This is a genomic window from Synechococcus sp. R70.1 (assembly GCF_047461675.1).
GTDB lineage: Bacteria > Cyanobacteriota > Cyanobacteriia > Thermostichales > Thermostichaceae > Thermostichus.
Genome location: NZ_JANSHR010000114.1, coordinates 52595 through 65386, shown reverse-complemented (window position 1 = coordinate 65386; position 12792 = coordinate 52595). Strand labels below are relative to the sequence as shown.

At 58.9% G+C, this 12792-nt stretch carries 16 protein-coding genes and 1 tRNA gene; 8 read left to right on the top strand and 9 right to left on the bottom strand.

Annotated features, from left to right (window positions below; all coding sequences use genetic code 11):
• Positions 1 to 677 (top strand): Rho termination factor (locus NW807_RS11215; RefSeq protein ID WP_414426144.1); only part of this gene is annotated, 677 nt, incomplete at its 5' end.
• Positions 678 to 712: 35 nt separating this feature from the next.
• Here the strand turns inward: NW807_RS11215 and NW807_RS11210 are convergent.
• Positions 713 to 1264 (bottom strand): GDYXXLXY domain-containing protein, encoded by a 552-nt coding sequence (locus tag NW807_RS11210; RefSeq protein ID WP_414426143.1) that lies wholly within the window; start codon positions 1262 to 1264, stop codon positions 713 to 715.
• A gap of 73 nt (positions 1265 to 1337) precedes the next feature.
• Between NW807_RS11210 and NW807_RS11205 the strand changes: the two genes are divergently transcribed.
• Together NW807_RS11205 and NW807_RS11200 are read left to right on the top strand one after the other, a co-directional pair.
• Positions 1338 to 1409, top strand: a tRNA-Met gene (locus tag NW807_RS11205).
• Positions 1410 to 1747: 338 nt separating this feature from the next.
• On the top strand, positions 1748 to 2659 hold the full coding sequence (locus NW807_RS11200) for a methylenetetrahydrofolate reductase (RefSeq protein ID WP_414405183.1): 912 nt from the start codon (positions 1748 to 1750) through the stop codon (positions 2657 to 2659).
• Here NW807_RS11200 and dapB read toward each other — a convergent pair.
• From dapB to rpsL, 6 genes are all read right to left on the bottom strand, one after another.
• Positions 2656 to 3429, bottom strand: coding sequence for a 4-hydroxy-tetrahydrodipicolinate reductase (gene dapB / locus NW807_RS11195; RefSeq protein WP_414426147.1), 774 nt, complete (start codon positions 3427 to 3429; stop codon positions 2656 to 2658). The genes NW807_RS11200 and dapB overlap by 4 nt on opposite strands.
• A 121-nt stretch (positions 3430 to 3550) precedes the next feature.
• Entirely contained in the window at positions 3551 to 3868 is a 318-nt protein-coding gene (rpsJ, locus tag NW807_RS11190; RefSeq protein WP_414396025.1) for a 30S ribosomal protein S10, read from the bottom strand.
• A gap of 91 nt (positions 3869 to 3959) precedes the next feature.
• Positions 3960 to 5189, bottom strand: coding sequence for an elongation factor Tu (tuf, locus tag NW807_RS11185; RefSeq protein WP_414396024.1), 1230 nt, complete (start codon positions 5187 to 5189; stop codon positions 3960 to 3962).
• 18 nt (positions 5190 to 5207) lie between these two features.
• The gene (gene fusA, locus NW807_RS11180; protein ID WP_414426146.1) at positions 5208 to 7337 is read right to left on the bottom strand and encodes an elongation factor G; all 2130 of its coding nucleotides are present in this window, start codon (positions 7335 to 7337) and stop codon (positions 5208 to 5210) included.
• Between the two features lie 154 nt (positions 7338 to 7491).
• Complete coding sequence (gene rpsG / locus NW807_RS11175) at positions 7492 to 7962, bottom strand: 30S ribosomal protein S7 (RefSeq protein ID WP_414396021.1); 471 nt, start codon at positions 7960 to 7962, stop codon at positions 7492 to 7494.
• Positions 7963 to 8018: 56 nt separating this feature from the next.
• Complete coding sequence (rpsL, locus tag NW807_RS11170) at positions 8019 to 8426, bottom strand: 30S ribosomal protein S12 (protein ID WP_414396020.1); 408 nt, start codon at positions 8424 to 8426, stop codon at positions 8019 to 8021.
• A gap of 218 nt (positions 8427 to 8644) precedes the next feature.
• On the opposite strand from rpsL, the gene NW807_RS11165 reads away from it, so the two are divergent.
• Entirely contained in the window at positions 8645 to 9229 is a 585-nt protein-coding gene (locus NW807_RS11165) for a ComF family protein (protein ID WP_414426142.1), read from the top strand.
• An 18-nt stretch (positions 9230 to 9247) separates the two neighbouring features.
• Here the strand turns inward: NW807_RS11165 and NW807_RS11160 are convergent, their stop codons facing one another.
• Complete coding sequence (locus tag NW807_RS11160; protein WP_414426141.1) at positions 9248 to 10105, bottom strand: prohibitin family protein; 858 nt, start codon at positions 10103 to 10105, stop codon at positions 9248 to 9250.
• Positions 10106 to 10226: 121 nt separating this feature from the next.
• Complete coding sequence (locus tag NW807_RS11155) at positions 10227 to 11024, bottom strand: prohibitin family protein (protein WP_414426140.1); 798 nt, start codon at positions 11022 to 11024, stop codon at positions 10227 to 10229.
• A 260-nt stretch (positions 11025 to 11284) separates the two neighbouring features.
• Here NW807_RS11155 and NW807_RS11150 point away from each other — a divergent pair, with 260 nt between their 5' ends.
• The 4 genes from NW807_RS11150 (at position 11285) to NW807_RS11135 (ending at position 12741) form a co-directional block, all read left to right on the top strand.
• Positions 11285 to 11566, top strand: a complete 282-nt coding sequence (locus NW807_RS11150) for a hypothetical protein (RefSeq protein WP_414405178.1) — start codon at positions 11285 to 11287, stop codon at positions 11564 to 11566.
• Between the two features lie 114 nt (positions 11567 to 11680).
• The gene (locus NW807_RS11145) at positions 11681 to 11854 is read left to right on the top strand and encodes a hypothetical protein (protein WP_414396014.1); all 174 of its coding nucleotides are present in this window, start codon (positions 11681 to 11683) and stop codon (positions 11852 to 11854) included.
• Positions 11847 to 12365 (top strand): GNAT family N-acetyltransferase, encoded by a 519-nt coding sequence (locus NW807_RS11140; protein WP_414396013.1) that lies wholly within the window; start codon positions 11847 to 11849, stop codon positions 12363 to 12365. Before NW807_RS11145 ends, NW807_RS11140 begins: the two co-directional genes overlap by 8 nt.
• 67 nt (positions 12366 to 12432) lie before the next feature.
• Positions 12433 to 12741 (top strand): 4a-hydroxytetrahydrobiopterin dehydratase, encoded by a 309-nt coding sequence (locus NW807_RS11135; RefSeq protein WP_414426139.1) that lies wholly within the window; start codon positions 12433 to 12435, stop codon positions 12739 to 12741.
• Positions 12742 to 12792: the final 51 nt, after the last annotated feature.

Below are 12792 nucleotides of genomic sequence, written 5' to 3'. Positions count from 1 at the left end.
CTACCAGAGTCTTGCCCGTGAGTACTTTATCGATGAGTGAGTTTTCAGATCTAGGTAGGTTGGTTAACTTACCCCTTGAGAGCATTACGCCCGCCGACGGGTTTTCTGCTCCCTCCTTCCTTGTTGCCGCAGCCGCAGATCAGCTAAGGGCGACAGGAGGACACAACTGGGTTCCTCTGCTGGTGGTCGAGGCTGGCAACTATCAGTACAAGGCCATTGGTAACCATTTTGTCTATGCAGTTGCTCGAGAGGCAGGGCTGGAGAGGCTCTGGTGCATTGTTGTCGATCCCGACCCAGAGCAGGTTAAGCAGGCCCAAATCCTCACCAGAGAAATTGTCCCAAAGGTGAATCTGACAGAGGCCCCGAGAGAAACTATCTTGGCCGCGTTGAGATACCTGGCCGAGCAGCCCGGCACCCCCCTTAAGGGAGTTGATATAACCATTGCAGCCGCGCGAATTGCGGAGGCAGATAGGAGCTGGTGGCAGGACTTAACCCCCATAACCAAGCTGGGGTGCAAAATTACACGAGGCAAAAAGTTGGAGGCCCTGAAAGAAGTATTTTTTCTAACTCCTACAGCGCCACCTCCTAGCCAGAAGAAGTCGTCTAAAAAATCCACAGCATCTGCCAGGGCCAAGAAAACAAGCGCAACTCGCTCTCGGAAAAAGAAAGAGGGCTAGAAGGGCGGCAGAGCAAGACCAGCTTTACGCTTCTCTTAGTACCGCTGTTCTCCTACCCAAAGGCCCACCAGCGCTGCTTGGCCCCAGGGATCCACCTTCACCTCTGCTCGCAGTGTTTCTGGGTTGCGGCGGATCTCTAGTTCCAGAACATCTCCCAGCGCTTCCGAAATGAAAAACTCTTCGATCCCAAACCTAAGCTGCCCACCATCAAACCACCCTTGTAGGACAACCTCTTTAGGTTGCAGCTCCCTGGGTCGGTCGCGGCTGATGCCGATGGCCTGCCAGGGTTGAGCGGGATCCCCATTGGGAGGGGCCAAGCGCAGGTAGAGGATCCCTGGCCTACTCAGCTCAGGTGACCAGCCAGGTAGCTTCTCCAAAGTGGAAAACTGGGCAACGGTGTAGCTCAAAGCTACGTAGCGGCCCCGCAAGAGGTCATAGGGATCCACAGGAGCAATCTGCAAGTAGATGGAGGTGCCGGTGGCGAGGGTAAGCGCTTTCCGGGCTGGTACCAGTGCAACCAGGCCCACCTGTAGCAGCAGGGCTAGCCAAAATCGCCGTAGGGATCCCTGGGGAGAAGGAGTTGACACAGATAGCCGGGGAGAGCAATTTTTAGGGAGCAGTTTCAATGCAGAGATGCTATTCTAGGCTAAGCACCTCCTTGGCTCAGTAGCTCAGCGGTAGAGCAGGGGACTCATAAGCCCTGGGTCGCGTGTTCAAATCACGCCTGAGCCATCCCAAGAAGAGGTTGGCGTAGTGCTGGTGAATCCCAGATACACTAGTCAAGCCTGCTCCAAGGATCTGCCTATCCAGCAGCGCAGGAAGAGGTTAGGGTGCGGGCATTGTGGCTGGGAAGAAATGAGACTGCGCTTTTGGGGGCTGCTGTAAACCAGCCCGCTAGAGGCTCGCGGGTGGCTTGCCAACTGCAGGGCTATGTTCGCGCCAGCGGGACGGAGTCCTTACAGCCCCCAGCTTTTACCCCTGCTCTGAGAAAAAGCAATGCCTTAGCTAGAAAAACTCTCTCAAACGATCGATAATAGGCCAGCGCACTGCTTATTTCTCTTCTCAAAACTGTGGCCTTGACTTGCTCACCGCCATCGCGCTTTGCTCAAGCCATTCAGCGGGGAGAATTTCTGCTCACCGCCGAGATCACCCCACCCAAGGGATCCGACACCACTGCCATGCTGGCTTTGGCCCAGCAGCTCAAACAGCGGGTGCACGCCATCAACATAACTGACTCCAACCGGGCTGTTGCCCGCATGAGCCCCTTGGCCGCCTCGCTGCTGCTGCATCAAGCGGGCATTGAGCCCATCCTGCAACTGGCCTGCCGGGATCGCAACCGCGTGGCTCTCCAGGGGGATCTGCTAGGAGCTTCAGCTCTTGGCCTGCGCAATGTTTTAGCCCTGACAGGGGATCCCATCCACGTCGGGGATTGCCCCGATGCTCGAGCCGTCTTTGACCTGGAGTCGGTGCGCCTGCTGCAGCTTATCCAGCGCCTCAACAGCGGCCTTGACTGCAACGGCAAACCCCTTCCTGACGGCGGCACCTGCCTGTTTCCGGGGGCAGCGGTAGAGCCACAATCCCCTAGCTTTTCGGGCCTGGAGCGGCGCTTCTACCGCAAGCTGGAGCACGGGGCCCAGTTTTTCCAGAGCCAGATGGTGACCGACTTCGACCAACTGGAGCGCTTCATGGACAAGCTGGGGCGCCCTGCCGGCAAGCCCATCCTGGCCGGTATCTTTCTGCTCAAGTCTGCCAAAAACGCCCTGTTCATCAACCGCAACTTGCCGGGGGTGCAGATTCCGGAGGCCATCATCCAGCGGCTGGCCAAGGCTCCCGACCCCCTGGAAGAAGGGATTCGCATTGCCGCCGAACAAGTGCGCCAGGCCCGCCAGATCTGCAACGGCGTGCACCTGATGGCCGTCAAGACCGAACATCTCATCCCCCGCATCCTTGACGAGGCCGGGATCCCACCTCTTAGCAACTAGCTCAACACCTGCTCCAGCCCGTAGACCAATCCCTTGAGCTGCAACACCTTGCGGATGCCCAGGATCACCCCTGGCATAAAGGCCACGCGGTCGGTGATGTCGTGTCTTAGGGTGAGCGTCTGCCCCATGCCGCCGAAGATCACTTCCTGGTGGGCGACCAACCCCGGCAGGCGAACGCTGTGGATGGGGATGTTGGGGCCAGGGATCCCACCCCGCGAGCCGGGGATCAGCTCCTTTTCTTCCACCTCGGGGGGGTTGAACGCCTTGCCCAGTTGTCCCAGCCGCTGGGCCGTCTGCAGAGCCGTGCCACTGGGGGCATCGGCCTTGCGGTTGTGGTGCAGCTCGACGATCTCCACGTGATCGAAATACTGGGCCGCCTGCAGCGCCAGCTGCTGCAGCAGGATCATGCCGATGGCAAAGTTAGGCGCAATGAGACACCCCACGCCAGCCTTGTCCGCCAGATCCCGCAGCCGCTCCAGTTGCTCCGGCGTTAGGCCGGTTGTCCCCACCACTGGCCGCACCCCAAAAGCAATTGCCGAGCGGACGTTTTCGTACACAGAGCTAGGATGGGTGAAGTCCACCATGACGCCTCGGGTACTCTGCTGCGACAGCCGCAGCAGCTGCCCTGCCAGGTCGTCGCTAATGGCCACTCCCAACGCTCCTAGCCCTAACACCTCGCCAACATCTGCGCCTAGGTGCGAACGAGCCACTGCTCCCACCAACCTCATGTCGGGGGTTTGGGCCACTGCTCGCACCACCTCCCTCCCCATCCTGCCCAGGGCTCCTACCACTAAGACGGGGATGGGCTCAGAATTTTGTCCTTCTTGCTCGACTGCCGTCGCCACCGCCTGCCCCCTTACCTTGGAGCGCTAGAGATCCCCGCCCAGGCCATCACAACTTCACCTCAATGTCTACCCCTGCCGGCAGATCTAGCTTCATCAAAGCATCGATAGTCTTGGAGGAGGGGGAATAGATATCGATAATGCGCCGGTGGGTGCGGATTTCAAAATGTTCCCGCGAGTCCTTGTCTATGTGAGGGGAACGCAGCACACAGTAGAGGCGCCGCCGCGTCGGCAGCGGAATTGGCCCCACTGGCACTGCCTCTGTTCGGCGGGCTGTATCCACAATTTTGGCGCAGGAAGTATCCAGCAGCCGATGGTCGTAGGCCTGCAAGCGGATGCGAATTTTTTGTTGGGTTAAAGTAGCCATACTTGAAGAGAGAGTAGGGTGTACTTAAAAGGCAACAGGGATCAAGCCCTCTGGAGTAACCAGCGCCCAATCCCTGCTGCGAGCCAGTAGCTTACTTCAGGATCTTGGAGACTACCCCAGCTCCAACCGTCCGACCGCCTTCGCGGATGGCAAAGCGCATCCCCTGCTCAATGGCAATGGGTCGGATGAGCTCCACCGTCATCCTAACGCGGTCGCCCGGCATCACCATCTCCGGCTTCGAGCCATCGTCAGCCGTAAAGGAGGAAATGGTGCCCGTGACGTCGGTGGTACGCACGTAGAACTGGGGACGATAGCCCGCAAAGAAGGGTGTGTGGCGGCCCCCCTCTTCTTTGGTGAGGACATAAACCTCCGACTCGAACTGGGTGTGGGGGGTGATGGTTTTGGGCTGGGCTAGGACCATGCCCCGCTCCACTTCGTTTTTCTGAATACCCCGCAGCAAAACGCCGACGTTGTCGCCTGCAATCCCCTCGTCCAGCGTCTTCTGGAACATCTCCAGACCCGTCACCGTGGTGGAGCGGGTCTCGCGCAGCCCCACGATCTCTACCGTATCCCCCACCTTGATGCGGCCGCGCTCAATTCGGCCGGTTGCCACCGTGCCACGACCTGTAATCGAGAAGACATCTTCTATTGCCATCAGGAAGGGCTTGTCCACCTCCCGCACTGGCGTCGGGATGTAGGAGTCGACCGCATCCATCAACTCATGGATCTTGTCCACCCACGGATCCTCACCCCGCTGGGTTTTGGGGTTGGCTTGCATCTTCTCCAAAGCCTTAAGAGCCGATCCCCTGACAATCGGGATTTCGTCGCCGGGGAAATCGTACTTGGACAGGAGCTCCCGCACCTCCAGCTCTACCAGCTCCAGCAGCTCCTCGTCGTCCACCATATCTACCTTGTTGAGGAAGACGACGATGTTGGGCACTCCCACCTGGCGGGCCAGCAGGATGTGCTCCCGCGTCTGCGGCATGGGTCCATCTGCCGCCGACACCACCAAGATGGCCCCGTCCATCTGGGCTGCCCCTGTGATCATGTTTTTTACGTAGTCAGCGTGGCCAGGGCAGTCCACGTGGGCGTAGTGACGCTTCTCTGTCTGGTACTCCACGTGGGCCGTGTTGATGGTGATACCGCGGGCTCTCTCCTCGGGCGCTGCGTCAATCTCGTCGTAGCGCTTGGGCGTCGCTTGGCCGAGGGCAGCCAAGGCCATGGTAATGGCGGCGGTCAACGTCGTCTTACCATGGTCCACGTGGCCAATGGTGCCAACATTAACGTGGGGTTTGGTGCGTTCGAACTTAGGGCGTGCCATGAATCCTCACTTCCTTTTTCAGTTAGCTACGTTTCCTTTGCTTTTGGCAATGATGGCTTCCGCGATATTGCGAGGAACTTCCTCGTAGTGGCTAAACTCCATCGTAAAGATACCCCGCCCTTGCGTCTTGGAGCGGATGTCGGTGGCATAGCCAAACATCTCTGCCAAGGGAACCTTGGCGGTGACCTTGGAAGTGCCACCTTCGGTAGTCATCCCCTCCAGCTGGCCGCGGCGGGCGTTGATATCCCCAATGACATCCCCGACAAAGGCTTCGGGCACTTCCACCTCCACCTTCATCACGGGCTCCAAGAGTACGGGGTTGGCTCTGCGAGCGGCTTCCTTGAGAGCCAGTGAACCGGCAATCTTAAAGGCCATCTCGCTAGAGTCCACCTCGTGGAAGGAGCCGTCCACCAGGGTGACGCGGATATCGATCAGCGGATAGCCAGCCAGTACGCCAGACTCGCAGGCTTCGCGGATCCCTTGCTCAGCCGGTGGAATGTATTCCTTAGGAATGACCCCACCCACAATTTTTGAGATAAACTCGAAGCCTGTACCTGGCTCTGCCGGCTCCAAATCAATCACCACGTGGCCGTACTGGCCGCGGCCACCGGTTTGGCGGATAAACTTCCCTTCCACACGGCTGACGGCCTTGCGGATGGTTTCGCGGTAGGCCACCTGCGGGTTGCCGACGTTGGCCTCCACGTTGAACTCCCGCAGCATTCGGTCTACCAGAATCTCCAGGTGGAGCTCGCCCATGCCGGAGATAATGGTTTGGTTGGTTTCTGGATCCACCGAGACGCGGAAGGTGGGATCTTCCTTGGCCAGGGCCTGCAGCGCCCTCGAGAGCTTGTCAACATCCGCCTTGGTTTTGGGCTCAATGGCCACGGAGATGACCGGCTCGGGGATGTAGAGGGATTCTAGGATCACCGGAGCATTTTCGTCGCAGAGGGTGTCGCCGGTGGTGGTGTCCTTCAGGCCCAGCACCGCTCCCAGATCCCCTGCCCGCAGCTCATCTACATCCAGACGCTCATCTGCCTTGAGCACCACCAGTCGCGAGATGCGCTCTTTCTTGTTTTTGGTAGAGTTGAGCACGTAAGTGCCCTTGGTCAGAACGCCGGAGTAGACGCGAATAAAGGTGAGATCTCCATACTTGTCGCTCATCAGCTTAAAGGCAAGGGCGGAGAAAGGCTCCTCGTCACTGGCCTTGCGTGACACCTCTGTGCCATCCGGCAGTATGCCCTTGATGGCTGGAATGTCGATGGGAGAGGGGAGGTAATCCACCACTGCATCCAGAAGCATCTGGATGCCCTTGTTCTTAAAGGCAGAGCCACAGAGCATCGGCACAATTTGACCGCTGATGGTGCCCTTGCGCAGACCTAGTATTAAATCTGCTTCGCTCAAGTCCTCCTCGGCAAAATACTTTTCCATCAGGGTTTCATCGACTTCAGCCACCGCTTCCACCAGCTTGGCCCGGTACTCCGCTGCCAGATCCTTCATTTCCTCTGGGATCGGCTCGGAGCGAATGTCCTTGCCAAGCTCATCCATGTAGATGTAGGCCCGCCTGCGCACCAGATCAACGATGCCGCGGAATTCTTCCTCTGCCCCAACAGGCAATTGAATGGGAACGGCATTGGCTTTAAGGCGCTCCCGGATCTGGTTGCAAACCTTGAGGAAATTGGCCCCCATGCGATCCATTTTGTTAACAAAAGCAATGCGGGGCACGTTGTAGCGATTGGCTTGGCGCCAGACCGTCTCCGACTGCGGCTGCACGCCTGCTACGGAGTCAAAGACAGCAATCACGCCGTCCAGCACCCGCATGGAGCGCTCCACCTCAATGGTGAAGTCCACGTGGCCGGGTGTATCGATGATGTTGATGGTGTACTCTGGCGCACCGGCAAGAGGCTGGGAGGGGTTTTCCGGATCCCGCTTTGTCCAGCGGGTGGTGATGGCTGCAGCCGTGATGGTGATACCCCGTTCCCGTTCCTGCTCCATCCAGTCGGTTACCGTGGTTCCCTCGTGAACCTCGCCCATCTTATGCACCAGGCCCGAATAAAAAAGAATCCGCTCCGTCGTCGTGGTCTTGCCGGCATCGATGTGAGCTGCGATGCCGATATTGCGGACTCGCTCTAGGGGAACTGTGCGCGCCACGTTAACCTCCCAATCCTCGTCGCCCTGCGACCTAGGCAAACTAAAAAACCTTTACAATTTTAATCTCTTTTGCCGACTTTTCTCCAGATCCTACGCCTCTCCTAGGCTATGGAGAGGGATAGCAACCACTGCCTCCTTACTTGGCCAGACAAGCTCAGTAGCGGTAGTGAGCAAATGCTTTGTTGGCCTCAGCCATACGATGGACTTCCTCTCGCCGACGGATGGCACCGCCGGTTTCGTTAGCTGCATCGATGATCTCGTTGGCCAACTTGGCTGACATAGTACGGCCTGAGCGAGTGCGGGCAAAGGTGACTAGCCAACGCAGCGCCAGCGAGGTACCTCGCTCTGGCCTCACCTCCACTGGTACTTGATAGGTGGCCCCACCCACACGCCGCGCTTTGACCTCCACCAGAGGGGTGACGTTGCGCACGGCATTTTCCAGAACGGCCAGCGGCTCCTGGCCAGTGCGCTCCCTTACAAGGTCAAGAGCCTCGTAGAGAATCCTGGCAGCTAGAGACGCCTTGCCCCTCATCATTATCTTGCGCATGAGCATGGTCACCAAACGGCTCCCGTATTTGGGATCGGGGGGCACTTCACGACGAGGGGCACGGCTACGGCGAGACATAGTGGGACTGTCTAGAGAGGGGTAATGCAGGATAGGAAACTGGTCTCGGAAGAAGACTATTTCTTCTTGCCTGTAGCGGCTGGCGCTTGACCAGGCTTGGGTCGTTTTGCGCCATACTTGGAGCGGCCTTGCTTGCGGTCTTTGACTCCTGCAGCGTCAAGGGTGCCGCGAATGATGTGGTAGCGCACGCCAGGTAAGTCTTTTACCCGTCCGCCGCGCACTAGAACCACTGAGTGCTCTTGCAGATTATGGCCAATGCCGGGAATGTAAGCTGTAATCTCAAAGCCAGAGGTCAGCCGAACCCGTGCCACCTTCCGCAGGGCTGAGTTGGGCTTTTTGGGCGTTGTTGTGTACACTCGCGTGCAAACTCCCCGCCGCTGCGGACACCCTTTCAGAGCGGGTGACTTGCTCTTGCGGACAGCAATGCTTCGCTCTTTGCGAATTAGCTGTTGAATGGTGGGCATGGGTTGGCCAGGACGGCTAGTCTTTATTTGGCAGTACCTAATCCTAGCAAGCAGGGATCCCGCCGTCAACCGTCGGGTCTCCAGCTCCTCTTCTAGACTGAAACCGACAGGAGCACCTTGCAGCAGCCATGGGCTGGCTGGATTGGTGGATTGCACTTCCTTGCCCGCTCTGCCAGCGGCCAGCTAGGGGAGTGTTTTGTCAAGACTGCCAGAGGCAATTGCAGGCGGAGCGGCTCGACTCCTGGCCGGTCACCACCTCGCCCTGGCCGCTTTATGCTTGGGGGATCCACCGGGGAGCGCTGCGGAGAGCCCTCTATTCCCTGAAATACCAGGGACAGCGGCGGATTGGCGCGGTCTTGGGGGAATGGCTGGGATCCCGCTGGCTGGAGAGCCGGCAGCGGCGTTCTGACCTGCTTCGTCAGGACTATACAGTGGTGCCCATTCCGCTTCATGCGGAGCGGCTGCAACAGCGGGGCTACAATCAGGCAGCCTTGATCAGCCAGGCTTTCTGCGAGCGCACGGGTCTTCGCCACCTGCCCACTGCCCTGGTGCGGGTGCGGGCCACGGCGCCCCAACACGAGCTTAACCCCCAGCAGCGTCGGCAAAATCTAGCTGGAGCCTTTGCCCTCAAGTGCCCTCCGGCTACGCCGGTGTTGCTGCTGGATGACATCTACACCACCGGCTCTACGGTAGAGGCAGCGCACCAGGCTTTGGCTGCTGCCGGGATCCCTGTGGCGGGGGTGATCGTGGTGGCCAAGGCACAGCAAGCTGCCGCTTGCCTCAACCTGCCCTGGCAGCTCTGATGGGAGGGCCAGGCTTGACTACTGCGCCTGTTGCAGGGCTGCCTGGTGAGGATCCACATTGAGGAACACAGTGGCCTCCCCCTCAACGCGGATGATGCGCAAGGGGGGAAGGGAGTCGGTCGGGTTTTGGATGCGCTCTTGCAGCTTCTCGTAAAACAGCAGATCCGCTAGTTGGGCGTTTTTCGCTGCCGCCTTCCCTTTGAGCTCGATGGCCTGCTGGTTTGCCGCCGCCAAGATCAACAACCGCTCCGTTTCTTTTTCTTGGATCTGCGCCCGCACCGCTGCCGTCTGCGCAGTAATCGAGGCCACCTGTTTGCGCTCAATGGAGTCCCGCAGGGCCTGGGGGAAATCGGCATGGCCTAGGAAGAGGCCTTCTACCTCTATCAAGGGCAAGGTCTGGCCGTTGCGGTTGACGGTGGGCATCTCTTGGCGGATCAAGTCCAGGGCCTGCTGCTCGATGGCCATGCGCTGGCTTTTGCGGTAAAAATCCTCAGACTCGAAAGAGGCGGAGATATCGCGGATTTTGGAGCGCACCAACGGCACCACCACTGTTGAAAGATAGTTCTCGCCGATGGTGGCGTGCAGCTCGTCCAGGGTGGCAATGTTGGGCCGGAGGGCAATAGCCACGTCGACGGTAAAGGCTTGCCCATCGGCAGTGTTAACCGCAATGGCGTTGCTGATGGCATTGGGGGAGTTGGGGTCGTTGGTAAACTCCCAAACGCGGGTGAGCACGGTGTAGGTAATCGGCGTCTCGATCCCCGGGATCCGGAACATCACCCCCGGCAGCTCCACCCGCCCCTTTTGCAACCCGGAAAAGGTATTGAACACCACGGTGGCGTGGCCAGGCGGGGTGACGTACAGGCAGGCGCGAACCATTCCCAGGGCTGCTAGGAAAGCAATTGCTGCTCCGGCTAACCAACGCCTCTGGCGCGGGGGCACTTCCTCTGTCGGATACACGGCAGTTGCTCCTGTTCCCAGATTGGGGCTGACGGCACGGCTACTTGGTAACCAGCGTCTCTAGGCGGGATCCCAGCACGGCAGCCTTCACTACCTCCAGGTACTGGGGATTTCGGGTGAGGGCCTCGGCTTTGGCTTGCAGTTGACCGGCTTCTGCCTCGGCTTGAGAAATGATGGTGCGGGCCTCCTGACGCGCCTGCTCGATCTCATATTGTTTTTTCACCAGTTCGTTTTCGGCGATGGTCTTTGCTTCGATAGCCGCTACAAAATCGGGGTCGAAGTCTATGTCTCGCAGCAGAAAGTCCAAAACCTCGATGCCATATTCCTTGAGCAAAAGGGCCACCCGTTCCCGGATTTGCCCCTGGAGCACTGGGCGCTCGGTGGAATACAAAGCCTGGGCGGAAAAGCCGCTGGTCTCGTTCAGGATGACCGAGCGGACAATGGGAGCGATGCGATCGAGGTAGTTCTCCCCCAGTTGGGTATAAACCTTGGGAGCGTCCACAATGCGAAATTGCAGTGTTGCCTCAGCGGCAATCAGCTGTCCATCCTGAGAAAGGGCCAGCAGCCGCGGCGCGTAGGCGTCAGGATCCTCGTCCCTCCAGGTCAGAGCTTGGGTTTTCACATCGAAGGTAACCGTGCGCGAGACAAAGGGCGGTACCCAGTGCAGGCCTGGCTGTAGGGGCGTCGGGCTCACCCCCCCTCCCCAGGTAAACAGCACCATGTTCTCGCCGTTGCCCACCAAGCGCAGCGGCCTGCCCGCTGCCATCAGGATCAACACCACGCCTGCCAGAGTAAGCTGGGGCAGCCAGCGGCTTACCTGCCTTGACCACCTCTCCATCGGCAGCTACCTCCCTCCTACCCTTGCCAGTATTGTTGCCACCGCCTTCAGAGGGAGGCAGGAGCTTTCGCCATCTTTTAAGCTTTCTGCCCGGCTTTCCTAGCCTCGGGCAAGTTGCAGAAGGACGAGAAAGCAGGAGCGCCAACGTCCCTGAATCTCGAAAAGTTCGCAAAAGTTCACTTCACAGTTTGCAAAGACTCAGGATAAGCCGGCGAAAAGAGAAGAAGATTAAAACATGATAAAGATTTGGGTTGCCGTTCATGCTGCCTCCTCTCGATTACGAGCGGCGAGAGATCCAGGTGCCAACCTCCCGTATCGCGCTGGCAGCCCAGGCTCTAATCCGGCAGGGGGTATCCGTCTACTGGCGGGAAGACAGCCTGTCCGCCCTTATTCAGCTGGGAGCCAGAGGAGCTAGCGATCGAGCTGCCATTTTGTTGGTGGAAATGAGCCTTGCCAGCCAACCGGAGGAGCTGAAGAGCTGGCTGGAGATGTGCTGGCGACTACCCAGCCATCGCCGCGAGCTGTTGCAGGTGCGAGGATAGGGGATCGCTTCTTCTGCAGGCGCGCCAGTCTTGCAAAGTAGGCTGGGGGGATCGGGTCCTGAAAGACAGGGGCCAGGCGCTGCAAAATAGTCTGTAGTCTAGCACCCTCAGCCTATGGATCTCTTGCGGCAGTACGTCCTTCCCGCCCTGATCCTACTGGTATTCCTGTTTACTCTGGTGGTGGTGAGCATCCGCTCGTTTCTACCCCAAGATATGGCCCAGCCTGCACCGATAGAGGAAGCCCCTCCTGTAGCTCTTTCTGGTTGCTGGATGCCTGCCTATGTCTGAAACTGGGATCCCTTTGCCTGCCGGCTACCGTTGGCGCATTGGCTCTGCCTGGGATCGACCCTGGGTGCGGCGGGGACTGCAGGCCACTTTGCAGGAATCTTTCCCCGAGCAGAAGCACTGGGATCACCTGGAGAAGACGCTAGATCGCCTCTTTGACCCCCCGCGTACCCCCTGCTGGTGGATCTTGAAAGAAGAGACAGGGGAGCCAGTGGGCGGTGTTTGGGCCGGCATCTCTACCGATCAAGCCACCTATCGGCGGGTAGCCTACGTCTTCTTGCTCTGGGTGGATCCTGCTCACCGCCGGCGAGGGCTGGGCAGGGCCTTGATGCAACAGGTGGAACGCTGGGGATCCCAGCAGCAGTTGGCAGCCATCACCCTGCAGGTTTATCGCCACAACCAGGCTGCCCTCAACTTTTACAAGCAGGCCCACTTTAGCGTGCAAGGCTACTGGCTGTATAAGCCCCTCGGCGGCGCCAGCACAGCTGATCCAGAAGGTTATGAAGTTTTGTAAGTAAGCCAGGCCTTGTTCTCAGCTCTCTTTTTGATGAAAGCGGTGGCAACGATTGGGGGGAACGCCCATGTCCAGACCTGTCAAGCTGAGCGAAGCAGAGATCCAAGCCAAGCTGGAAAGCCTGCCGGGCTGGTCCTTGCGGGAGGGAAAGCTGCACCGCCAATTTCAGTTTCGCTCCTTTGTCGAAGCCTTTGGCTGGATGAGCAGTGTGGCCTTGGTGGCTGAGAGCATGGGCCACCATCCCGAATGGACCAATGTGTACAACTGCGTGCGGGTGGATCTCACCACCCACGACGCCGGGGGCATTACGGAGCTGGACTTTGCCTTGGCACAACGCATGAACGAGCTAGCCGGTTCCTCGGCAGCCAATGGCTGAGCTGATCGCGTTAGCGGGCCGTAGGCCAATCGCGTTAGCGGGCCGTAGGCC